20 protein-coding genes and 1 pseudogene are annotated in these 22,271 nt (G+C 57.7%); 17 read left to right on the plus strand and 4 right to left on the minus strand.

Annotated elements, in window-relative coordinates:
* Positions 1 to 273: 273 nt before the first annotated feature.
* Entirely contained in the window at positions 274 to 2,487 is a 2,214-nt protein-coding gene (locus ELB75_RS10355; protein ID WP_126983836.1) for a RelA/SpoT family protein, read from the minus strand.
* A 152-nt stretch (positions 2,488 to 2,639) separates the two neighbouring features.
* Here ELB75_RS10355 and ELB75_RS10360 point away from each other — a divergent pair, with 152 nt between their 5' ends.
* A complete protein-coding gene (locus ELB75_RS10360) occupies positions 2,640 to 3,230 on the plus strand; it encodes an adenine phosphoribosyltransferase (protein WP_126983837.1) in 591 nt (196 codons plus the stop codon).
* Between the two features lie 174 nt (positions 3,231 to 3,404).
* Complete coding sequence (gene azu, locus ELB75_RS10365) at positions 3,405 to 3,974, plus strand: azurin (RefSeq protein WP_126983838.1); 570 nt, start codon at positions 3,405 to 3,407, stop codon at positions 3,972 to 3,974.
* Positions 3,975 to 4,201: 227 nt separating this feature from the next.
* Here azu and ELB75_RS10370 read toward each other — a convergent pair whose 3' ends face one another.
* Positions 4,202 to 4,927, minus strand: coding sequence for a phosphatidylserine decarboxylase (locus ELB75_RS10370; RefSeq protein WP_126983839.1), 726 nt, complete (start codon positions 4,925 to 4,927; stop codon positions 4,202 to 4,204).
* 160 nt (positions 4,928 to 5,087) lie between these two features.
* The gene (locus ELB75_RS10375; RefSeq protein ID WP_126983840.1) at positions 5,088 to 5,648 is read right to left on the minus strand and encodes a hypothetical protein; all 561 of its coding nucleotides are present in this window, start codon (positions 5,646 to 5,648) and stop codon (positions 5,088 to 5,090) included.
* 77 nt (positions 5,649 to 5,725) lie between these two features.
* Between ELB75_RS10375 and ELB75_RS12735 the strand changes: the two are divergent.
* The 8 genes and pseudogenes from ELB75_RS12735 to ELB75_RS10410 form a co-directional block, all read left to right on the plus strand.
* A pseudogene (locus tag ELB75_RS12735) lies at positions 5,726 to 5,841 on the plus strand (IS5/IS1182 family transposase); the annotation flags it as partial.
* A gap of 109 nt (positions 5,842 to 5,950) precedes the next feature.
* Positions 5,951 to 7,297: an argininosuccinate synthase gene (gene argG / locus ELB75_RS10380; protein WP_126983841.1), complete on the plus strand. Its 1,347-nt coding sequence runs from the start codon at positions 5,951 to 5,953 to the stop codon at positions 7,295 to 7,297.
* A gap of 282 nt (positions 7,298 to 7,579) precedes the next feature.
* Positions 7,580 to 8,764 carry a GTPase HflX gene (gene hflX, locus ELB75_RS10385; RefSeq protein ID WP_126984289.1) on the plus strand — a complete coding sequence of 395 codons (1,185 nt, stop codon included), beginning with the start codon at positions 7,580 to 7,582 and terminating at the stop codon, positions 8,762 to 8,764.
* A 138-nt stretch (positions 8,765 to 8,902) separates the two neighbouring features.
* Positions 8,903 to 11,461, plus strand: a complete 2,559-nt coding sequence (gene glnD / locus ELB75_RS10390; RefSeq protein WP_206501452.1) for a [protein-PII] uridylyltransferase — start codon at positions 8,903 to 8,905, stop codon at positions 11,459 to 11,461.
* Between the two features lie 245 nt (positions 11,462 to 11,706).
* Positions 11,707 to 12,813 carry an NUDIX domain-containing protein gene (locus tag ELB75_RS10395; protein ID WP_346962719.1) on the plus strand — a complete coding sequence of 369 codons (1,107 nt, stop codon included), beginning with the start codon at positions 11,707 to 11,709 and terminating at the stop codon, positions 12,811 to 12,813.
* A gap of 181 nt (positions 12,814 to 12,994) precedes the next feature.
* The gene (gene purH, locus ELB75_RS10400; protein ID WP_126983842.1) at positions 12,995 to 14,578 is read left to right on the plus strand and encodes a bifunctional phosphoribosylaminoimidazolecarboxamide formyltransferase/IMP cyclohydrolase; all 1,584 of its coding nucleotides are present in this window, start codon (positions 12,995 to 12,997) and stop codon (positions 14,576 to 14,578) included.
* A gap of 80 nt (positions 14,579 to 14,658) precedes the next feature.
* A complete protein-coding gene (locus tag ELB75_RS10405; RefSeq protein WP_164726887.1) occupies positions 14,659 to 15,387 on the plus strand; it encodes an HNH endonuclease in 729 nt (242 codons plus the stop codon).
* A 115-nt stretch (positions 15,388 to 15,502) separates the two neighbouring features.
* Entirely contained in the window at positions 15,503 to 16,219 is a 717-nt protein-coding gene (locus ELB75_RS10410) for a DUF6348 family protein (protein WP_126983844.1), read from the plus strand.
* Positions 16,220 to 16,298: 79 nt separating this feature from the next.
* On the opposite strand, the gene ELB75_RS10415 is transcribed toward ELB75_RS10410, so the two are convergent.
* On the minus strand, positions 16,299 to 16,994 hold the full coding sequence (locus ELB75_RS10415; protein WP_126983845.1) for a Bax inhibitor-1 family protein: 696 nt from the start codon (positions 16,992 to 16,994) through the stop codon (positions 16,299 to 16,301).
* Between the two features lie 207 nt (positions 16,995 to 17,201).
* Here ELB75_RS10415 and aroE point away from each other — a divergent pair, with 207 nt between their 5' ends.
* The 7 genes from aroE (at position 17,202) to ELB75_RS10450 (ending at position 22,205) form a co-directional block, all read left to right on the plus strand.
* Complete coding sequence (aroE, locus tag ELB75_RS10420; RefSeq protein ID WP_126983846.1) at positions 17,202 to 18,017, plus strand: shikimate dehydrogenase; 816 nt, start codon at positions 17,202 to 17,204, stop codon at positions 18,015 to 18,017.
* A 168-nt stretch (positions 18,018 to 18,185) separates the two neighbouring features.
* A complete protein-coding gene (queF, locus tag ELB75_RS10425; RefSeq protein WP_126983847.1) occupies positions 18,186 to 18,656 on the plus strand; it encodes a preQ(1) synthase in 471 nt (156 codons plus the stop codon).
* Between the two features lie 36 nt (positions 18,657 to 18,692).
* Positions 18,693 to 19,115, plus strand: coding sequence for a hypothetical protein (locus ELB75_RS10430; RefSeq protein ID WP_126983848.1), 423 nt, complete (start codon positions 18,693 to 18,695; stop codon positions 19,113 to 19,115).
* Between the two features lie 56 nt (positions 19,116 to 19,171).
* Positions 19,172 to 20,059 carry a hypothetical protein gene (locus ELB75_RS10435; RefSeq protein ID WP_126983849.1) on the plus strand — a complete coding sequence of 296 codons (888 nt, stop codon included), beginning with the start codon at positions 19,172 to 19,174 and terminating at the stop codon, positions 20,057 to 20,059.
* A gap of 118 nt (positions 20,060 to 20,177) precedes the next feature.
* Positions 20,178 to 20,897 (plus strand): 7-cyano-7-deazaguanine/7-aminomethyl-7-deazaguanine transporter, encoded by a 720-nt coding sequence (locus ELB75_RS10440; protein WP_126983850.1) that lies wholly within the window; start codon positions 20,178 to 20,180, stop codon positions 20,895 to 20,897.
* A gap of 218 nt (positions 20,898 to 21,115) precedes the next feature.
* A complete protein-coding gene (locus ELB75_RS10445; RefSeq protein WP_126983851.1) occupies positions 21,116 to 21,793 on the plus strand; it encodes a M48 family metallopeptidase in 678 nt (225 codons plus the stop codon).
* A gap of 154 nt (positions 21,794 to 21,947) precedes the next feature.
* Entirely contained in the window at positions 21,948 to 22,205 is a 258-nt protein-coding gene (locus ELB75_RS10450) for a hypothetical protein (protein ID WP_126983852.1), read from the plus strand.
* The last annotated feature ends 66 nt before the right edge of the window (positions 22,206 to 22,271 follow it).

Genomic DNA, 22,271 nt, shown 5'->3' on the forward strand with positions numbered 1-22,271 from the left:
TTCGTATAAAAATTCAGTTAGCTTGCCTATATGCCTTAAAGCAACACCTCTTTTGGCAACAGCCCGCCCTCCTGCGCCAAACTCTCCATACGGGCAGAAACGGCAATATAGTGAATTAACAAAAACCAGTACGGCGTTGCCTCGCCTTGCCGTAACGTGTGTACTGTCTGCGGCTCGCCGCCTTGTCCTGATTTTTGTTCATCTACTATAAAAGGCTACCTGAAAACACTCGATTGCGTTTTCAGGTAGCCTTATCCTTATCAAACCGCCTGCCTACAGCCTGCTCACGCCGATTACGCCTTTCACGTTGGCGAGGCTGGCGAGCACGTGCGGCAGGTCGTCCACCTGCTGCACTTCCAGCGTGAAGCGCAGGCTGGCCTGCAGGTTGCGCGATTGGGTTTGCACGGCGGTAACGTTGAGTTTGTGCCGCGCCAGCGCTTCGGAAATATCGCGCAGCAGGCCGTTGCGGTCTTGGGCGGATACTTCGATATCCACGGCAAACACCTGCCCGGCAGGCACGCCCGCCCAGCAGGCCGGCACAACTTTTTCAGCCGCGTCGGCAGCGAGCTTCTGGAAAGAGGCGCAGCCGATGCGGTGGATGGAAATGCCGCGCCCGCGCGTTACGAAGCCGGCGATTTCGTCGGGCGGGGCGGGTTTGCAGCATTTGGCCAAAGTGGTGAGCAGGCCGGATTCGCCATCCACCAAAATGCCGCCTTTGCCGCCGGTTTCTTTGATGCGCGACTGTTTGACGATGCTCTCGGTGCTCACCGGCGCGGCAGGCGGTTCGGCCAGCAGGCCGCAGGCTTTCTGCACGGCGCGGGGCATGATTTCGCCGTGTGCCACGGCGGTGTAGAGCTCGTCCGGTTTTTTGAAGCCGAGTTTTTCGGCCAAAGCCTGCATATTGGGCTTGGGCTGGACTTTGAGCAGGGTTTTTTCCAGCTGCAGCCGGCCTTGTTCGCGCACGCTTTCGGCGTTTTGGCGGCGGATGTGGGCGCGGATTTTGGCGGCGGCCTTGCTGCTTTTCACCCAGCCTTCATACAGCCAGTTTACCGATGGTTCGCCCTCTTTGGCGGCGATGATTTCCACGCGCTGGCCGTTCTCCAGCGGGGTGGAAAGCGGCACGATTTGGCCGTCTACCTTCGCGCCGCGGCAGCGGTCGCCCAGGCTGCTGTGCAGGGCGTAGGCGAAGTCGATGGGGGTGGCGCCCACGGGCAGGGAGAGCACTTTGCCGTGCGGGGTGAGCACATAAATCGTATCGTTAAACAGCTCGGTTTGGAAGGCGGCGGCGAGGTCGGCTTTGCCGCTTTCGGCCATGTTTTCGCGCCAATCCAAGAGCTGGCGCAGCCAGGCGATTTTCTGCTCATACGCGGAATCGCCTTTGCCGCCTTCTTTATAACGCCAGTGCGCGGCCACGCCGAATTCGTTGAATTGGTGCATTTCTTTGGTGCGGATTTGCACCTCGATGCCTTTGTCTTCCGGGCCGACAATCACGGTGTGCAGGCTTTTGTAGCCGTTGCCTTTAGGGTTGGCGATGTAGTCGTCGAATTCACCGGGGATGGGCTGCCACAGGCTGTGCACGATGCCCAGCACGGTGTAGCACTCGGGCACGCTGTTCACCAGCACGCGCACGGCACGGATATCGTAGAGCCCTTCGAAATCGAGCTTTTTCTTCACCATCTTGCGGTAGATGGAGTAGATGTGTTTGGGGCGGCCGGCCACGTCGTAATCACGGATGCCGTATTTGGTCAGCTCGGCTTTGAGGATGCCGAGGAAGTGGTCGATATAGTGCTGCCGCTCGGGGCGTTTTTCGTCGAGCAGGTGGGCGATGCGGCGGTATTCTTCGGGGTTTTGGTGGCGGAAGCCGAGGTCTTCGAGCTGCCATTTGAGCTGCCACACGCCCAAGCGGTTGGCCAGCGGGGCGAAAATATCCAGCGTTTCTTTGGCAATGCTGCGTTTTTCCGGGCTGTCGGGGCAGCCGCCGAGGTATTGCATGGTGCGGGTGCGCAGGGCGAGCTTGATCAGCACCACGCGGATATCGGACACCATAGCCAACAGCATTTTGCGCATGGTTTCGGCCTGCGCGGCACGCTCTTCAGGCGTGGCCAAGCCGTCCACGCGGGCAAAGTGGGTGAGCTTCTGCACTTGGTCGATACCCTGCACCAGGCTGCATACGGTTTGGCCGCATTGCCCGGCTACCTGAAGCTGCCAATCCCCGCCCTGCTTGGACATGCCCGACAATATGGTGGCGGCCACGGCTTCGGGCAGCAAATCGAGCTGCGCCACCATTTGCGCCGCGCCCACGGTGTGCGGCAGCAGCGGCTCGCCGGCGTAGGTTTGCGCGTCGGCGGGGTAGTACGCCTCGGCCAGCGCGAGCGCCTGCTGCAAGAGTGCGCGGTCGGCTTCGTTTTGCTGTGCGGCATAGTCTTTCAACCAGGCCAAACATTCTTGCTGGCCGGTTATATGCGTGTCTGAATAGCCGGTCTCCATGGTTTCCTCTTTTTTGCGGTATGAAACTTGATTGTAACCAAAAATCCGACAAGAAGGGTCTGGTTAATGCAGGGAGTTTGATGCAGGTGCAATTTTATTTGGAGAAATGGTAAGATTCGCGTTTCGCACAGGCTACCTGAAAGATACCCGCTATGCTGTTCCATCCCGAAGTCATGACCGTTGAAATGCTGGCGCAGAAAATCCGCAAAATCCCCAACTGGCCGCAGGAAGGCGTGCTGTTTCACGACATCACCCCCGTGCTGCAAAGCCCGGAATACTTCCGCCTGTTGGTGGATTTGCTCACCTACCGCTATATGACGCAAGACATCGATGTGGTGGCCGGGCTGGACGCGCGCGGCTTCATCATCGGCGCCGCGCTGGCCTATCAGCTTAATGTGGGCTTTGTGCCCATCCGCAAAAAAGGCAAGCTGCCCTTCACCACCCTTTCCGAAAGCTACGCGCTAGAATACGGCGAAGCCACCGTGGAAATCCATACCGACGCCATTAAAGACAACGCCCGCGTGTTGCTGGTGGACGACCTTGTGGCCACCGGCGGCACCATGCACGCCGGCATCAAGCTCATCCGCAAGCTTGGCGGGAACGTGGTGGAAGCCGCCGCTATTCTTGAGTTCACCGACCTGCCCGGCGGCGAGCGCGTTCGCAACGAAGGCGTGCCCCTGTTTACCCTGTATCAAAACAGCGGCGCGGTAACAGAAGAGCATACGGCGCCGCAGGCCGGTTAAAAACCGCCATACCCATATCCGGCTTTCAGGCTACCTGAAAGCCGGATAGTTTTTGATCCAGCAGCATTTTCTGCCGCCGGATAAAACAGCACCGTATCGGCAGTATCAAAAGACAGGGCAGTTCGCTATAATCGCCCACGCAGTATTTCCCCGTGTTTTGATAAGGACCAAGTTATGAAACTGTATCTCCCCCTGATTGCCGCCGCTGCTCTGGCGCTGGCCGCCTGCGGCGGCGAACCCGCCCCCAGCGCACCCGCTTCCGAAGCCCATCACGACCACGCTGCTTCGGCCGCCTCTGCCGCTTCCCAAGCCGCACCGGCCTCTGAAGCCGCCTCTGCTCCCGCCGCAGCTGCCGAAGGCTGCTCACAGCTGGTGGAAACCGGCGACAGCATGCAGTACAACACCGCCGAAATCAGCGTGCCCAAAGGCTGCACCGACTTCACCGTTACCCTCAAACACACCGGCAGCATGCCCAAAACCGCGATGGGGCATAACATCGTGATCACCGCCGAAGGCGACGTGAACGGCGTGAACAACGACGGCGTAGGCGCAGGCCCGGACAACGATTATGTGAAACCCGGCGATGAGCGCGTGATTGCCCACACCAAACTCATCGGCGGCGGCGAAGAAGCCTCCGTTACCTTCCCCGTGGCCAAACTGGCTGCCGGTACCAACTACAAATTCTTCTGCTCCTTCCCCGGCCATGCCGGCGTGATGAACGGCGTGGTGAAACTGGCAAATTAATCTCCAACGGTTTGCCCAAACAGGCAAAAGGCTACCTGAAAATTCAGGTAGCCTTTTTTGCTGGCCGGATACGGATGCCGGAAGGCCGGTATGCCTATAGTGGATTAACAAAAATCAGGACAAGGCAACGAGCCGCAGATAGTACGGCAAGGCGGGCCAACGCCGTACTGGTTTAAATTGAATCCACTATATTTTCAGGTAGCCTTATCTTGAAAGGCCGGGCCCGCTTACTCCGGCAGCACCTCTTCCGCTGCTTCCCGCACCAAGGCCGAAGCTGCTTCGATAACGGCTTGTTCGCCATTGGCTTCCAGCGGCAAACGAGCCAAAACAGTTTCGCTGGCACGCACTTTTTCGCCGATGGCCACCAGCGGCACGGCATCGGTGGGCAGATACACATCCACCCGCGAGCCGAAACGGATAAAGCCGTAGCGTTGGCCGCGCGTGATTTTCTCGCCCGGCCGCACGTAGCACAAAATACGCCGCGCCACCAAACCGGCCACTTGCACAAAGGTCAGCTCGCGCCCGCTTTTGGTGGTGGCGAACACCGCATTGCGTTCGTTTTCCGTGCTGGCCTTATCCAGCGCGGCATTGACGAATTGGCCGGGGAAGTAGTCCACCTGCGTTACCGTGCCGTCAACCGGCGCGCGCTGCGAATGCACGTTGAACACGTTCATAAACACGCTGATTTTCAGCGCGGGCACTTTGCGAAACGGGTCTTCGGCACGCTCCACCACCACAATGCGCCCGTCGGCCGGGCAGAGCACGGCTTCCGGATCGGCCGGGATATCGCGCGCCGGATCGCGGAAAAACTGCACCGCAAACACGGTGAACACCCAAAACGGCAGCGACCACCAGCCGCAGCAGAGGCTCACCAGCACGCTCAGCAGCAGCCCTCCCAAAATAAACGGCCAGCCTTCCCGCGCAATCAGCGGGTGGGGGTAGAAACGGTTCACGGCATATCCTTTTTGAATTGAGTTGGAATGGGGCGGGATTATACAAGATACGGGGTAGAGGGAAAGCGGCTTGCGTCAAATCGATGAGGCTACCTGAAAGCAGGAGCCTCAACGAAGTTAAAACAGCTTGGCCTGCATTTTCAGGTAGCCTCGGTTTCCCTCACCACTGTTCGCTGCGTTCGCCCGTGCGGTCGCCCCAAGTTTCGTCCGGTTCGTAGGGCAGCACCAGCATGGCCGTGAGCCAGCCGCCAACCGCAAACAGTGCGGGCAGCACATACCACGGCGGCGCGGCCATCAGCTGATTGATGGCCTCGGCGGGGAAAGGCATTGCCTCGCCCAAAATGGCGGCAACCAACCGGTTGAATTCCGGCAGCACATTCACGCCCGCCAGCTGCGGCAGGGCATACAAAACCGCCGTCAGCAGCGTCCACACCAAAGCCGACACCGCCCACCCTTGCAGATTGTTTTGCCAGCCCAGCCGCTGTGCCAGCGCGCCGGTGAGCAGGGCAGGCAGTGCGAGCAGCCACAGGCCGTGGACAGCCGAGATCAGCACGATACTCAGCCCTTTAAGCCCCACCAGGCGCAGCAGCATGGCCTGCGGCGACTGCCAGCCAGCCTTCCACAGCAGCGCCAGCACGCCGTAGAGCAGCCCGCAGAAAAACCCCGAACACAGCACATACCAAACCATCATTTTCCGCAGCGGCGGATTTTGTCGGCTCATTTGCCCGCTCCTTAGATAACACAAAAGGCGCACAGGCTACCTGAAAGCGCCGTGCGCGTAAACCGGGCTGGCTTTATAGTGGATTAAAATATAGTGGATTAAATTTAAATCAGGACAAGGCGGCGAGCCGCAAGGCGTACAGGTAGTACGTCAAGGCGAGCCAACGCCGTATCATTGCGATTTTAATCCACTATAACTTCGTTGAATCCACGCTTTCAGGTAGCCCGTATCCGGCTGGACAAGTTCATGCGTTTAGGCACACAATCCCAGCCTTCAACCATCTTGCCAAACAAAGGAGCATCATGAGCCAGAACAACGCCACCATCCTGCAAACCCTGCCCGTCGGCCAAAAAGTCGGCATTGCCTTTTCCGGCGGGCTCGACACCTCCGCCGCCCTCCTGTGGATGAAGCTCAAAGGCGCACTGCCTTACGCCTACACCGCCAACCTTGGCCAGCCCGACGAAGACGACTACAACGCCATTCCCAAAAAAGCGATGGAATACGGCGCGCAAAACGCCCGCCTGATTGACTGCCGCGCCCAGTTGGCGCACGAAGGCATCGCCGCCATCCAATGCGGTGCGTTCCATGTGTCTACCGGCGGCGTGCCCTATTTCAACACCACCCCGCTCGGCCGCGCCGTAACCGGCACCATGCTCGTTTCCGCCATGAAGGAAGACGACGTGAACATCTGGGGCGACGGCAGCACCTACAAAGGCAACGACATCGAGCGTTTCTACCGCTACGGCCTCTTAACCAATCCCGCGCTGAAAATCTACAAACCCTGGCTCGACCAGCAATTTATCGACGAACTCGGCGGCCGCCACGAAATGAGCCAATTCCTCATCGCCAACGGCTTCCAATACAAAATGTCGGTAGAAAAAGCCTATTCCACCGATTCCAATATGCTCGGCGCAACGCACGAAGCCAAAGATTTGGAATTTCTGAACAGCGGCATCAAAATCGTCAAACCCATTATGGGCGTTGCCTTCTGGGACGAAAGCGTCGAAGTCAAACCCGAAGAAGTCAGCGTGCGCTTTGAAGAAGGCGTGCCGGTGGCATTAAACGGCCAAACCTTTGCCGACGCAGTGGAACTCTTCCTCGAAGCCAACCGCATCGGCGGCCGCCACGGCTTGGGCATGAGCGACCAAATCGAAAACCGCATCATCGAAGCCAAATCGCGCGGCATCTACGAAGCCCCGGGTATGGCGCTGCTGCACATCGCCTACGAACGTTTGGTCACCGGCATCCACAACGAAGACACCATCGAGCAATACCGCATCAACGGCCTGCGCCTCGGCCGTTTGCTGTATCAAGGCCGCTGGTTCGACAGCCAAGCACTGATGCTGCGCGAAACCGCCCAACGCTGGGTGACCAAAGCCATCACCGGCGAAGTCACGCTGGAACTGCGTCGCGGCAACGACTATTCGATTCTGAATACCGAGTCGCCCAACCTGACCTACCATCCGGAACGCCTGAGCATGGAAAAAGTGGAAAACGCCGCGTTCACCCCGCTCGACCGCATCGGCCAGCTCACCATGCGCAACCTCGACATCACCGACACCCGCGCCAAACTCGGCATCTACGCCGACAGCGGCCTGCTCTCGCTGGGTGAAGGCTCGGTGTTGCCGAAACTGGGCAAGGGTAAGTAAGCCCGGGCTGTAGCAAATAATAAGGCTACCTGAAACGAAACTGCCGAAGGCAGCCCAGTTTCTGCGAAGCCAAGATTTTCAGGTAGCCTCATCAACGAAAGGCTACCTGAAAATTGTAGTGAATTAACAAAAACCAGGACAAGGCGACGAGCCGCAGACAGTACAGATAGTACGGCAAGGCGAGGCAACGCCGTACTGGTTTTTGTTAATTCACTATGCTTTCGGGCAGCCGCCTGCCCATGCGCTATAATGCCGCATCTTCAATCCATTCCGCCTGATGCCATGCCGCGCCGCCCTCCTTTCCAGCCCGACAAATCCCTCAGCCGCCCCGAGCGCGTATTGCTGGTGGGCGTGATGCTGGCCGACAGTTTCTCCGGCAGCAACGAGCAGCGCGCCCGCGCTTTTCAAAACGTGTTGGACGAAGCCGCCGAGCTGGTGCGTGCCGGCGGCGGGGAGTTGGTGCACGTTTCCACCGCCCGCCGCGACCGCCCCAGCGGCGCCTTGTTTGTGGGTACAGGCAAAGCCGAGGAGCTGGCGGCCGAAGTGCGGGCGCACAATATCGAATTGGCCGTGTTCAACCACGAGCTCACGCCCACGCAGGAGCGCAACCTCGAAGCCAGGCTGCAATGCCGCGTGCTCGACCGCGTGGGGCTCATCCTTGCCATTTTCGCCCAGCGCGCGCAAAGCCAGGAAGGCCGCCTGCAAGTGGAGCTGGCGCAGCTCACCCACCTTTCCGGCCGCCTGGTGCGCGGCTACGGCCACCTGCAAAGCCAAAAAGGCGGCATCGGCCTCAAAGGCCCGGGCGAAACCCAGCTTGAAACCGACCGCCGCCTGATCGCCCAAAAAATCACCACCCTGAAAAAACGCCTTGCCGACGTGCGCCGTCAGCGCGCCACCCGCCGCAAAGCCAGCCAGCAGGGCAGCCTGCCCACTTTCGCCCTGGTGGGCTACACCAACACCGGCAAATCCAGTTTGTTCAACCGCCTCACCAAAGCCGATGTGTTGGCCAAAGACCAGCTTTTCGCCACGCTCGACACCACCGCCCGCCGCCTGTATCTCGACCGCGAGCACAGCATCATCCTCACCGACACCGTCGGCTTCGTGCGCGATCTGCCGCACCGCCTGGTGGCCGCCTTCTCCGCCACGCTGGAGGAAACCGCCCAAGCCGACGTATTGCTCCATGTGGCCGACGTTTCCCAGCCCGACTATGAGCAGCGTATGGAAGATGTTAATCGCGTGCTGGCCGAAATCGGCGCGGCCGATGTGCCGCAGCTCTTGCTGTATAACAAAATCGACCTCCTGCCCGCCGAGCAGCAACAGCCCGGCATCCTGCGCAGCAAAAGCGGCCGAATCGCCGCCGTGCGCCTCTCCGTTACCCAAAGCCTGGGCTTAGAAGACTTGCGCCGGGCATTGATTGAATGGGCGGATACGCATAGCAAGGCATCAGGCGGCAAAGAGGCTACCTGAAAAAGCCTTAAACCCCTGTCAGCCTGTCATACCGTTTTCAAGCAGCCCCTACCGCCATACAGGCTACCTGAAACCCGCTTCGGGCAGCCTTTCCACCCCAAGGCCACCATCGCCCCACCCCGTCCGAGGAATCCCACTATGCCGCAATCCCCGCAGCTTTTGGCGCAAGAGCTGGCCGAGCACAAACGGCAAATTGTTGCCGACTACCGCCGCCACCGCAGCCCGCAGCGTTTTTTTGCCGACCACACCGCCCTGCTCTCCCGCACCGTTACCGCGCTGTGGCGGCAGATGCAGCCGGCAGGGGAGCTGGCGCTGCTGGCGCTGGGCGGCTTCGGGCGCGGCGAGATGTATCCGCATTCCGATGTGGATTTGGGCATTGTGGCAGCCGATGCCCTGAATGAAACGCAACAGCAGCAAATTGAAACTTGGCTGCAAACCCTGTGGGACATGGGGCTAAACCCCTCGCTGAAAACCGGCAGCGTGGCCGAACTGTGCGCCGGGGCGGCGGAAGACTTAACCGGCGACACCTCGCTTTTGGAAGCCCGCCTGCTCCACGGCAGCCAGGAATTGTTTGCCCGCCTGCGCCGTGATTTGGACGTGCAGCGCGACCTAACGGCCTTTGCCGAAGGCAAACTGCTGGAATTGCAGCAGCGGCACCTGAAAGCGCAAGCAGGCAGCAGCCTGGAGCCAAATCTGAAAACCTGCCCCGGCGGCCTGCGCGACATCCACACCATGCTTTGGCTGGCACGGGTGCAGGGCATTTCACCGCAGCTGCACCGCCTGGCCCGCCAAGGCATCCTCACCCGCACCGAAGCGGCCATGCTGCGCCGCAGCCACCGCAGCCTGGCGCGTATCCGCATCGAGCTGCACCTGGCCGCTGGCAAGCCGCAGGAGCAGCTGCGTTTCGACTTGCAGCCGCAGGTGGCCTACGCGCTGGGCTACACCGATGAAAGCAAACAAGTGCGCAGCGAGCGGCTGATGCACACGCTCTACCGCGCGGTGAAAACCGTGAAGCAGCTGGGCGGCATCCTGCTGCCGATGCTGCGCGGGCGCATTTCCTCGCCGCTGCCGCGCGTGGCGCTGGATTTGGATGAGCACTATTTCCAAGTAAACAACCTCATCGCCGTGCGCGATAAAGCCTTATTCCGCCGCGAGCCGCAGCATATTTTCAAGGTGCTGGAACTGTGGCAGCAACACAGCCACCTCGCCGGCCTCGCCCCCGAAACCCTGCGCGCCTGGTGGCAGGCGGTGCAGAAAACCGATGCCCGCTTTTATGCCGATCCGTCCAACCGCCGCCGCTTCGTGGGCTTCTTCCGCCACGGCGGCGGGCTCACCCACCTGCTGCGCTTCCTCAACCTCTACGGCGCGCTTTCGCATTACCTGCCCGAGTGGAACAAAATCGTCGGCCTGTTGCAGCACGACCTGTTCCACGTTTACCCCGTGGACGACCACATCCTGATGGTGGTGCGCAATATGCGCCGATTGGCTCTGGAAGCGCACAGCCACGAGCTGCCTTTTGCCAGCGCCCTGATGCACGCTTTCGAGCGCAAACCCGTGCTGTATTTGGCCGCCCTGTTTCACGACATCGCCAAAGGGCGCGGCGGCGACCATGCCGAGCTGGGCATGGAAGACGCCCGCCGCTTCGCCGCCGACCATTTCCTGAGCCAATACGAAACCGACCTGCTCGTGTGGCTGGTGGGCAACCATCTTTTGATGTCGCTCACCGCGCAGAAAGAAGACATCCAAGACCCGGCCGTGGTGGCCGCCTTCTGCCGCCGCGTGCAAACGCCCGAGCGGCTCACCGCGCTTTATTTGCTCACTGTGGCCGATATGCGCGGCACCAACCCAAAAATCTGGAACGCCTGGAAAGCCAGCCTGCTCGAAACCCTGTTCCGCTCCGCCCTGCAATACTTCGGCGGCCAAACCACCAGCCGCGACATGGCCGTGAGCCGCCGCCAGCAAAAAGCCCGCCAGGCCTTGGCCGAAGCGGGCGTGGGCGAAGCGCAAAGCCGGGCGCTGTGGCAGCAGCTCGGGCAGGCCTATTTCGTGCGCCACAGCGCCGACATCATCCTGTGGCACCTGCCCCTGCTGGCCGCCAACGCCGAAATGCCCCAAGCCCATATCCGCCCCCTGAGCGCCACCGGCGGCCTGCAAGTGATGGTGTTCATGCCCAACCGCGACCGCCTGTTTGCCGGCCTGTGCCGCCTGTTCGGCCGCCACCAGCTCGGCATCCTCGCCGCCCACGCCTACGTTACCGACCACCAATACATCCTCGACACCTTCGTGCTGCAACTGCCCGCCAACTGCCTGCCCGACGACATCGAGCGTATCAGCACCCGCTTGCAGCAAGCCTTAGACCAATTCGTGCACCACCCGCCAAGCGCCGTCGAACCCGGCCCCTCCCCCCACCGGCTGAGCCGCCGCCTGCGCCATCTGCCCATTGCGCCGCGCATCACCCTCTCCGCCGAAGAAACCGCCGGCGCCTACACCCTGGAAATCATCGCCGCCAACCGAGCCTTCCTGCTGGCCGACATTGCCGACGTGTTCGCCCGGCTCAACATCAGCCTCAGCTACGCCGCCATCGCCACCTTCGACGAACGCGTGGAAGACAGCTTCCTAATCCGCCACCCCCAGCTGGCCGACACCGCCTTCCAGCTCAAACTCGAACGGCTGCTGCTGGAGCGCATCGGCGGCTGAACGCAGGCTGCCTGAAACCCTTAAGCACTGGTTCGCCCTCCTTCCGCAACGGCAAAGGCTACCTGAAAACCAATATGCGCGAACCGTATGCTTGCTTTCTCTGCTGCTTCCGATTTTCAGGTAGCCTTTAAGGGCAAACAGCCCCTGCCCTATCCGCCCCGGAGGCTGCCGACCGCCAAACCGCCGTTGCCCCAGCCCGCCCGCTCCAGTAAACTGCCCGCGTTTATCCCTCCATCCGCCACACCATGCCCCAAACCCTCAACCTCCGTAACGGAACCATCACCTACGACAATTTCTTCTGGCTGCTGGAACACGCCGATAAAAACCCGGCCGACCTGCTTTTAGGCGAAGACCTGCTGCAAATCAGCTTTTGCGGCGGGCAATACCTGCTCGATGCGGGCTGGTATGGCTTCGGCCCGCGCGGGCAGTTTGGTGTGATGCTGGTGGAAAACCAAGATTGGGAACATCCGCTGCGCAAGGAATACACCTGCGAAATCAGCCGCCTGCCCGCCCTGTTGCAGGAGTGCATCGACTGGCTCTGGCACACCCGCATCGCCCCGGCCGAGGCCGACCCCCGCCCGCTGCTGCAAGTGGTGGCCGGCATTGTGTATAACGATCGCGGCGAGGTGCTGCTCAGTTCGCGCCCCGAAGGCAAGGCTTATGCTGGCTATTGGGAATTTGCCGGCGGCAAGGTGGAGGCGGGCGAGAGCGAGTTGGCGGCATTGCGCCGCGAATTTGCCGAAGAACTGGGCATCCAAATCCACAGCGCCGTGCCGTGGCTCACCAAAACCCACAGTTACGAACACGCCCATGTGCGGCTGCGTTTTTTCCGCGTGCCGGCCGACGGCTGGCGCGGCAAATTGCAGGCGCGCGAGGGCCAACAATGGCGCTGGCAGCAGCCGGGGCGTTATGATGTGTCGCCCATGCTGCCGGCCAATGCCGCGCTGCTGGCAGCGCTGGCTTTGCCCACGCAGTTTTCAGGTAGCCTGAATGAGGGTTTGCACGCGGCAGACGGTTTCCTCGTGCTGCCGCTTCATGCCGCCAACCCGCCGCCGGGCAGCCGCCTGCTGGTGAACTTAGCCGATTTGGCCGCCGATACGCCGGGCGATGTGCGCCGCTGGCCGCTGGTGCGCTCTGCCGACGACATTGCCACCGCCCAAGCCGAAGCCGCCGTGTGGCCGGCAGATAACGAAACAGCGGCGGAACAAGCCTGTGCCGCACTGGCCGCAGGCGTGCCGCTGCCGCTGGTGCTGCTGAGCGCCAATGCCGATATAGCGGCGCGCTATGCCGAGCGCTGGCTCGCGGCAGGGGCACAGGCGGTGGTGCGCGGCGGCAAAGATATAGCGGATTAACAAAAATCAGAGCAAGGCGGCGAGCCGCAGACAGTACACACGTTGCGGCAAGGCAGGCCAACGCTGTGCTGGTTTTTGTTAATTCACTATAATTTCAGGTAGCCTTTGCAATGCCTTTATAATGAAGGCCGAAGTTTTTCAGGTAGCCCCTTCCCTTCCCATCATCTCTCAAGGAATCCCCATGCTCCCCAAAATCAAACGCGCCCTGATCAGCCTTTCCGACAAAACCGGCGCGGTCGAATTTGCCCGCACGCTCGACAAGCTCGGCGTGGCCATCCTCTCCACCGGCGGCACGGCGAAGCTCTTGGCCGATGCGGGCATTCCCGTCATCGAAGTGTCCGACTACACCGGCTTCCCCGAAATGCTCGACGGCCGCGTGAAAACGCTGCATCCGAAAATCCACGGCGGCATCCTCGGCCGGCGCGATTTGCTTGATCACGTTGCCACCATGGAAGAGCACGACATCGGCAATATCGACCTGGTGTGCGTGAACCTCTACCCCTTCGCCGCCACCATCGCCAAGCCCGGCTGCACGCTGGAAGACGCGATTGAAAACATCGACATCGGCGGCCCGACCATGGTGCGCTCCGCCGCGAAAAACTGGAAACACGTCGCCATCGTTACCGACACCGCCGACTTCCCCGCCGTCGTCGCCGAAATGGAAGCCAACGGCGGCGCGTTGAGCGACAAAACCCGCTTCAACCTGTCGCGCAAAGCGTTCAGCCACACCGCCCAATACGACGGCATGATTTCCAACTACCTGACTTCGCTTTCAGACGACGCGTTGAGCGGGCAGCCTGAAATCGGCGAATTCCCGCAACAATTCAACCAAAGCTGGATTAAAGTGCAAGACATGCGCTACGGCGAAAACCCGCACCAACGCGCCGCGTTCTACTGCGATGTGTACCCCGCCGCAGGCAGCCTCGCCGCCTACCAACAACTGCAAGGCAAAGAATTGTCGTATAACAACATCGCCGATGCCGATGCCGCATGGGAAGCCGTCAAATCCTTCGACACACCCGCCTGCGTGATTGTGAAACACGCCAATCCGTGCGGCGTCGCCGTCGCAGCCGATACATTGACTGCCTACAAACTGGCCTACGCCACCGACACCACCAGCGCGTTCGGCGGCATCATCGCCTTCAACCGCGAAGTGGACGGCGCAACCGTGAAACAAATTACCGACAACCAGTTTATGGAAGTCCTGATGGCGCCGAAGTTCACTGCCGAAGCCCTCGAAATCGCCGCTGCCAAGAAAAACGTGCGCGTATTGGAAGTGCCTCTGGAAGCAGGCGCGAACCGCTTCGAACTCAAACGCGTCGGCGGCGGACTGTTGGTGCAAACGCCCGACATCCACCGCATCGACAGGGGCAGCCTGAAAGTCGTCTCCAAACGCCAACCGACCGAGCAGGAATGGAACGATTTGCTATTTGTCTGGAACGTCGCCAAATACGTCAAATCCAACGCTATCGTGTTCGGCAAAGGCGGTCAAACCTACGGCATCGGCGCAGGCCAAATGAGCCGCGTGGACAGCACCCGCATCGCCGCCCGCAAAGCGCAGGACGCAGGCCTAGACTTACACGGCGCATGCGCCGCTTCGGACGCCTTCTTCCCCTTCCGCGACGGCGTGGACGTCATCGCCGAACAAGGCATCAAAGCCATCATTCACCCCGCAGGCTCGATGCGCGATCAGGAGGTTTTTGATGCGGCCGACGAACACGGCATTGCCATGGTGGTAACGGGTGTGCGGCATTTCAGGCATTGAGTTTTCAAATAGCTTTAATGTATGATAAGGCTACCTGAAAACTGTATTTCCTAACTTTTTTGATATTGATGGAGAAAAAAATGGCAATAAAAAATCAGATTCCTTTATCGGATTATTCATGGCTGGATAAATGCAACAAAGAAACTTTTAAAACTTGGACAATTCCCAATCCAATTAAAAGCAACTATACAGATGGGGAAAAAAGAGAGTTTCTGATTGAATTTAATGGATTTTCTTTTCATGATTATCTTTCCATTTCAAGCGGATGCGAAATTTACCTGCCATCACATCTTAGCCAAATTATCGAAACCGAGTGGGAGAGAGAGTCAACCATTTCCGTTATTTTTACTGCGTTAGATTTATCGGGAAGTCCAAAAATCGGAGATGAAATCACCGATAGTAACTCTGCCAAAGGCTGGGATGTTCTACGTACTGCAAAAGTTCGACTCGGCCATGCTAAATTTAAGAAAGGGCTGACAGATTATTGGGAAGATAAATGCGCTGTTCTTGGACTTAAAAACCCTATCGGCGGAAAATTTTTAATTGCTTCTCATATTATTCCTTGGTCAATTGCTAATGAAAACGACAAGGTACAGCAATTTAACGGGCTATTATTATCTCCGCACCTAGATCGCCTATTTGATGCGGGCTATATTAGTTTTGATGATCATGGCAAGCTTCTTTATAAGCCAGAATATAGCGAATTATTAAAACAAATGGCTATTCCTTCCGATAGTAAACTTCGAAAATTAGATAAACGGCATATCCCATTTTTACGGAAACATCGAGAAATTTTTGATTTTGAATAAAATAAAGGCCACCTGAAAACTTTATAGCAAATTAACTTATAAAAGGTTTTGTCGGATACAAGTATCCGACAAAACTACGATTACTGCTTTTTCAGGTAGCCTCAGGAGCAAACCCATGGAACCTCAAGAACTCGACACCCTAGACCTCAACGAAGCCCTTGCCGAAATCCTGCAAGCCCACGGCTATGCCTGCCAAACGCAGGGCGACAAAATCCTGCCCGATTTCGTTGTGCCCGTGCAGCTCGAAACCTGGGCATTTCCGCGCGAACACGCCAACGGTGCGGTGGTGAGCCGTTTCGATGTCGGCATCACCCTGCCCGACGGGCGCGAACTCTACGAATGCTGCGGCGACATCGGCGAGAATTTGGAAGAAGCCGTCTCGCGCAACCTGCAAAGCTTCTGCACCAACAGCCTGCACGTTTTGCTGGATGCATTCAACCCCGGCGAAAACCATTGCCCGCACGAAATCTGGACAGCCCGCAACGGCAACCGTTTCCAAGCCATTTTGGGCGACTGGACAACGAAAAAACTGGGCGAAAATACCGACGGCGGCAATGCGGAAACCATCGGCGGCATCATCCCTGAAGCGTTGGAAAGCACGCTGCAATCCCTCATCTGCAATCAAGAACTTAAAGCGCAATATCATCTAATCCGCTTCTTCTACGCCCAATCGGACAACGAAACGATGAACGTGGAATTTATGATCGACAATCAAGACGATGCCGCCGAAGAAGAACAACAGCTGGCCGCTCTCCCTTGGCCGCGCCAGGAAGCCTATTACAGCGTGCGCCGCTGCATCATGCTCAAGCCCTTGGATGAAGGCCGGGCATAAGCCCCTATCGTTTTGCCATAAAGAAAGGCTACCTGAAATTTTTCAGGTAGCCTTTTGTTCAAACATGAATTAAAGCGGTTTAGTCTTCGCCGGCAAATGCCAACAGCAGGCGCAGGAGGCCGGTGAAGATGTTGTAGATGGCAACAAACAGCGTCAGCGCGGCGCTGATGTGGCTGTCTTCACCGCCTTCGATGATCACGCGCACCTGCCACATAATCAGCACGGAGCTCACGATCACAAACAGGGCGGATACGGTGAGCGAGAGCGCGGGAATATGCAGGAAAAGGTTGGCTATCATAGCGATAAAGGCCACCACAAAACCCACGGTAACAAAGCGGGCGATGCTGTTGGTTTGGAAGGTGGACGATTTGGCCATGGCTGCCATGCTCAGGAACACGGCGGCAGTCATCACGGCGGCAATGCCGATGAGCTGAATGCCGTTGGAAAGCGCCAGGCTGTAGTTCAGAATCGGGCCGAGCGAGAAGCCGAGGCCGAAAGTGAGCACCATCAGCAGGGCAGCGCCCACATTGCTGTAGCGGTTTTTCTCGATCAGGAAGCACATGCCGTAGAAAAAGGCGAGGAAAATACCCACGCCAACCCAATAGCTGCCTGTGAAGCTGAACAGGCTCAGGCCGGTGGCCATGGCGACAAACGCGCCGGCAGCCGCCGGAAGGAACGAGAGCCCGAGCAGGCCGTAGGTTTTACGCAAAATGGTGCTTTGCGCGGAAACGCTGCCGCCCACGTCGGTGTAATCGTAAACATTGCGCGGTTGCATGTGGAAAAACTCCTATTAAATATCAATTAAAAGAAACGAATGCGGATTGTAGCAGCAAATACGCCGTTTGCAAAAAATTCAGCCGGCCGCCGCTGCTGCTGCCTGCTTCGGCCGTTAAACGGCAAGATGGGGCGGCAGGGCAGGTTTGCAAGCGTTGCAGCATATATTTGGCTATAATTCAGCACTTTCTATTCCCTGCCGCACACCATGCCTGCTCCCCGCTACGCCGTTTTCGGCAACCCCGTGGCCCACAGCCGCTCGCCCGCCATCCACCAAATGTTTGCCACCCAAGAGGGCATAACTATCGAATATGAACGATTGCTGGCCGAGCCGGGCTGCTTCGCCCAGGCCGCCGCTGCCTTTTTCGCTGCGGGCGGCGCGGGCGCAAACGTAACCGTGCCGTTCAAAACCGATGCCTGCGCCTGGGCAGACAGCCTTTCCGAACGCGCCCGTGCCGCCGGCGCAGCCAACACCTTAATCAACCAGACTAACGGCAAAATCCATGCCGACAATACCGACGGCCTCGGCTTGGTGGCCGATATCAGCCGCAACTTTCAGGTAGCCCTATCGGGCAAACGCATCCTCATCATCGGCGCGGGCGGCGCAGCGCGCGGCGTGATACTGCCCCTGCTCGAATGCCGCCCCGCCAGCCTCACCATTGCCAACCGCACCGCGGCCAAAGCGCAAGAGCTGGCTGCGATTTTCGGCATCTGTGCAGCCGAGTTGGGCCAACTGCCTGCTGCCGGTTTAGATATTATTATCAACGCCACCTCCGGCAGCCTGAGCGGCCAAGTGCCCGCCATTGCCCCTGCCGTGTTTGCCCAATGCGAACTCGCCTACGACATGGCCTATGGCCGAGAGCCCACCGCCTTTATGCGCTTCGCTGCCGAAGCAGGCGCGGGGCGCAGCGCCGACGGCTTGGGCATGCTGGTGGAACAAGCCGCTGAATCCTACCGCCTCTGGCGTGGCTTTTCCCCCAAAACCGCCCCCGTACTCGCCGCCCTGCGCGCGGGAGAAATTTAGCACGAACCTGCCAAAGGCTACCTGAAATTAGCTTGGCAGACACTTCACTTTCTGCAGAAACTTCGTTGAAGCCGCGCTTTCAGGTAGCCTAAAAATCCTTTATAATCCGTTCCTTTTTTCCAAACCGCGGTTCGCAACCCTCCCGCGTTACCAAAACTAAGGACTCCCATGCGCAACAAAGAAGAGCTCAGCGGCCTCTCCCTGCTGGGCAACACCGGCACGCAATATCCCACAACCTACGCCCCCGAAATCCTCGAAGCGTTCGACAACAAACACCCTGGCAACGACTACTTCGTCAAATTCGTTTGCCCGGAATTCACCAGCCTGTGCCCGCTCACCGGCCAGCCCGATTTCGCCACCATCCTGATCCGCTATATCCCCGACATCAAAATGGTGGAAAGCAAATCGCTCAAGCTCTACCTCTTCAGCTTCCGCAATCACGGCGACTTTCACGAAGATTGCATCAACATCATCATGAAAGACCTCATCAAACTGATGAACCCGAAATATATTGAAGTGTTCGGCGAATTCACCCCGCGCGGCGGCATCGCCATCCATCCGTTTGCCAACTATGGCCGCCCCGGCACACCGTTCGAGCAAATGGCGCGCGAGCGGCTGTTTAAGCACGATATGCAGTGAGCTGCGGGCTACCTCCTAAAATTTATAGAAAACATCATGTCTCATACCCTTCCCACCCACTACGCCGGCCAGCCCCTGCCTGCCGAATACCTCGCCATGATTGGCCAGGCACGTGGCATCCGAGTATACGAAACTGCCGATGGCGAAGACGTAGATTTCTACCCTCCTGCCCGGCTGTGCGAAACCGAGCGCAACAGCCAGCCATACTACGCCCGCCTTTCCGACCCCGAGTTCTACTTCAAAGCCATCGAAACCCGCAGCGATGGGCCGCAATTATCGCCGGAAGAAATACAGCAGGGCTTTACCATCGGCAGCTATAACGAAGGCCGCCTGTTCCTCCTGCCCGACCAATCCGTTTGGCTGATTTACAGCGATTTGTTCTACCAAAAAATTGCCGACCACTTCAGCCAATGGTTTGCCGGCCTCAGCTTTTCCTTTGAAGTAGGCGGCGAAGATTAAGCTCAGCTGCATTAACCAAAAGGCTACCTGCAACAGCATACTTGTAGAGTACTGAAATGAACACCCTGTTATCATTTTGCCGTGCTACCGTTTTAACCTTAGCCTTCGCCTATGTGTTTATGCAACCCTTAGCGTCGCTAAGCCCAATAATGGTCGCTATCGGAATAAATCCGATTATCGAAACTTTGGCAGTTATATTGGTGTCGGTGCTAATAGCAATGATATTGGTATGGTATACCGACCTCACCCAGCGTGCTGAAGGCAAGCGCGGAATGTTGGGTTTGTCGCTGTCCACTTTGCTGCCGATTGGCTGCATCGTTTTTTTCGGATTAACGATATTCGGGCTACATACCGAAGCTGCTGGTGAGATTGTCTTAGGGATAGGTATTCTTATCATCCCCATGCTACTGGCAATATTTGCCCTGCTTGGCGTTAGTCTGAACCGTTTGCTGTTTGCACTGTCGGAAGACAACAACGATCCAGACCGACTACCCACCGCTACGTGGCACAAATCCATGCTTACAGTTTGTTTAGCCATGTTTTTTGGCAAAACGGTGATACCTAACCCATCACCGGCAATTAATCTGCTTGGTGGTATCGGTATCTGGGCCGGTCTGCCAGCCGGCGGGCTTTTCGGTTGGGCTTATCCTATCATCATGTTGGTGGTGGCAGCAGTTGTGATAGATAAAACTCGGATGAACGAAAGGCTAGCCGACAATAGGGGCTTTTATATCGCGGCCATCGGAGCAGCACTGAGTATATTGTCAGTTGCATTTTCCTGGCTGATGTTTACCTCCATACCTGTGTCGAAAATTTCTGTAAGCATTTCGCTAGCCTCGTTAGCCTTATCTTTCGTGGCCGGCTACCTGCTGATTACAGGAATGATATGGGTATTCCTCACACTTACCCCCGATGAATACGAAGACTATGAAGAGGACGAATAGAGAGACGATGAAATCAATACCAGCCCACCACAGGCTACCTGAAACCCAGTTTCCAACCCCGCGCGGTTCGCAACCCTCCCGCGCAGATTTTTATCTAAACCAAAACTAAGGACCATTCATGCAAAACTACTGCTTCACCCCCGCCCAACAGCAGCAAGCCCTCCGCTGGCTCGTTTTCTTCCACATTTTCGTGATTGCCGCCAGCAACTATCTCGTGCAGTTTCCCTTCAGCGTTACCCTGCCCAACGGCTTTGAAGTACATTCCACCTGGGGCGCGCTCAGCTTCCCCTTTATCTTCCTCGCCACTGATTTAACCGTGCGCATCTTCGGCCAAAGCCTCGCCCGGCGCATTATCTTCTTCGTCATGTTCCCCGCCTTGCTCGTTTCTTATGCCTTTTCCGTACTGTTTCAAGAAGGCGCGTGGGCAGGCTGGAGCGCGCTTGCCGTGTTCGTGATGCCCGTGTTCCGCATCGCCCTGGCCAGCTTTGCCGCCTATGCCGTCGGCCAGATTCTCGATATTGTCGTGTTCAACCGCCTGCGCCGGCTGAAATCCTGGTGGATCGCCCCCGCCGCCTCCACCTTCGCCGGCAACGCCGTAGATACCGTGCTTTTCTTCTCCATCGCCTTCGCCGGCAGCAGCGACGCCTTTATGGCCGCCAACTGGCCGCACATCGCCTTTGTCGATTACCTGTTCAAACTCGTGATCGGCACACTCTTCTTCCTGCCTGCCTACGGCCTCATCCTCAACATCCTCACCCGCAAGCTCACCACCTTGCACCAAGCTGTTGCCGCCGAAGCCGTATCCGCCCAGCCGGAAGCCGCCGGCCAATCCAATTAAACTTTCAGGTAGCCTTTGGCGTGTTCAAAGGCTACCTGAAACTAAAACCGCAGGGCTGGCATTCATACTAAACAGCAGTTTTAGGCACAAATATCGGAAATAGGCCTGCCAGCTGTCGGCTGATGTGGTTGCACCAGCATAAATATTTTCAGGTAGCCTAAGGCTACCTGAAACCATATTCGCTTACACTAACCCCCAAATCCTACCTGAAACCCGCCATGCCGCTCCTCACCCACACCCTCGCCAACGGCCACACCATCCAGCTCCACCTCAGCCGCCGTGCCAAGAAAAACATCATCCTGCGGGCACACGGCGAACACAGCCTGCGGATCAGCATCCCGCCGCAGCTAAGCCTGCCCGAGTTGCGCCGCTGGCTGCAACACAACGAAACTACCCTGCAGCAAATGCTCCGGCGCAGCCCCGCCCCGGCTGCCGCCCCCGGCCATATCTGGCTCTACGGCCAGCCGCACCAACTGCAATCCCACGCCCAAGCCGCCATCCGAATCCAGCCCGGCCGCATCTATCTGCCCGCAGCCGAATGGCCGCAGCAGCAAGCCCGCCTGCGCCAACACCTCCAGCCTCTGGCCGAAGCCTACCTCCTTCCCCGCCTCGCCGCACACGCCCAACGCCTGCAGCTCATTCCCGAACACACCGCCCTCAGCCGCGCCAAAACCTTCTGGGGCGTATGCCGCCGCCGCAACATCCGCCTCAACTGGCGGCTTATCGGCGCACCCGAATACGTGGCCGACTACGTTTGCGTGCACGAACTCTGCCACCTGGGCCATCTCAACCACAGCCCAGCCTTTTGGGCAGCAGTCGAACAACACACCCCGCACCGATCCACTGCCACTGCTTGGCTCAAACAGCATGGCCGCGATTTATTCCTACTGGGCTAAAACAATTTTCAGGTAGCCTTTCCGTTGCTAAATTTGTTGGGTTACGCTTGCAGCTAACCCAACCTACTTACTAATAACGTTCCAGCTGAATGGAAAAAGCTTCCCTCTAATGCAATCCCTCATACCCCCATAGGACATAGATAGGAATATTAATATGGACATTAATTTTGTTTTTAATGATTTTAGTAATTTTGAGGACTCTATAATTAGAAATATAAAAATTGAATACACAGAAGATGGAAGCAAGAATTTTTCTATTTTAGTTTATTCGCAATATATGTGGGGAAAATATAATAATGTATGGAAAGAAGTTGAAATTATTGTTAAAGATGTTGTTACATACAGAGTACATGAGCCACTTCAAACAACCGCACAAGTAATATCTAATGGAATACATATAATTTTTTTTTGATGAATTAATTTGCTTAGAGTTTGGCAATTTTGCAGATCCCCCGCAATCTTTTGAAGAAGCTATGTC

The organism is Eikenella corrodens (assembly GCF_003990355.1).
Lineage (GTDB): Bacteria > Pseudomonadota > Gammaproteobacteria > Burkholderiales > Neisseriaceae > Eikenella > Eikenella corrodens_B.

Bases quoted from the DNA above. Each gene is read 5' to 3' on its own strand.
- ELB75_RS10355 (WP_126983836.1), bottom strand. From the start codon at position 2,487: ATGGAGACCGGCTATTCAGACACGCATATAACCGGCCAGCAAGAATGT.
- ELB75_RS10360 (WP_126983837.1), top strand. From the start codon at position 2,640: ATGCTGTTCCATCCCGAAGTCATGACCGTTGAAATGCTGGCGCAGAAA.
- azu (WP_126983838.1), top strand. From the start codon at position 3,405: ATGAAACTGTATCTCCCCCTGATTGCCGCCGCTGCTCTGGCGCTGGCC.
- ELB75_RS10375 (WP_126983840.1), bottom strand. From the start codon at position 5,648: ATGAGCCGACAAAATCCGCCGCTGCGGAAAATGATGGTTTGGTATGTG.
- argG (WP_126983841.1), top strand. From the start codon at position 5,951: ATGAGCCAGAACAACGCCACCATCCTGCAAACCCTGCCCGTCGGCCAA.
- hflX (WP_126984289.1), top strand. From the start codon at position 7,580: ATGCCGCGCCGCCCTCCTTTCCAGCCCGACAAATCCCTCAGCCGCCCC.
- glnD (WP_206501452.1), top strand. From the start codon at position 8,903: ATGCCGCAATCCCCGCAGCTTTTGGCGCAAGAGCTGGCCGAGCACAAA.
- ELB75_RS10395 (WP_346962719.1), top strand. From the start codon at position 11,707: ATGCCCCAAACCCTCAACCTCCGTAACGGAACCATCACCTACGACAAT.
- purH (WP_126983842.1), top strand. From the start codon at position 12,995: ATGCTCCCCAAAATCAAACGCGCCCTGATCAGCCTTTCCGACAAAACC.
- ELB75_RS10405 (WP_164726887.1), top strand. From the start codon at position 14,659: ATGGCAATAAAAAATCAGATTCCTTTATCGGATTATTCATGGCTGGAT.
- ELB75_RS10410 (WP_126983844.1), top strand. From the start codon at position 15,503: ATGGAACCTCAAGAACTCGACACCCTAGACCTCAACGAAGCCCTTGCC.
- ELB75_RS10415 (WP_126983845.1), bottom strand. From the start codon at position 16,994: ATGCAACCGCGCAATGTTTACGATTACACCGACGTGGGCGGCAGCGTT.
- aroE (WP_126983846.1), top strand. From the start codon at position 17,202: ATGCCTGCTCCCCGCTACGCCGTTTTCGGCAACCCCGTGGCCCACAGC.
- queF (WP_126983847.1), top strand. From the start codon at position 18,186: ATGCGCAACAAAGAAGAGCTCAGCGGCCTCTCCCTGCTGGGCAACACC.
- ELB75_RS10430 (WP_126983848.1), top strand. From the start codon at position 18,693: ATGTCTCATACCCTTCCCACCCACTACGCCGGCCAGCCCCTGCCTGCC.
- ELB75_RS10435 (WP_126983849.1), top strand. From the start codon at position 19,172: ATGAACACCCTGTTATCATTTTGCCGTGCTACCGTTTTAACCTTAGCC.
- ELB75_RS10440 (WP_126983850.1), top strand. From the start codon at position 20,178: ATGCAAAACTACTGCTTCACCCCCGCCCAACAGCAGCAAGCCCTCCGC.
- ELB75_RS10445 (WP_126983851.1), top strand. From the start codon at position 21,116: ATGCCGCTCCTCACCCACACCCTCGCCAACGGCCACACCATCCAGCTC.
- ELB75_RS10450 (WP_126983852.1), top strand. From the start codon at position 21,948: ATGGACATTAATTTTGTTTTTAATGATTTTAGTAATTTTGAGGACTCT.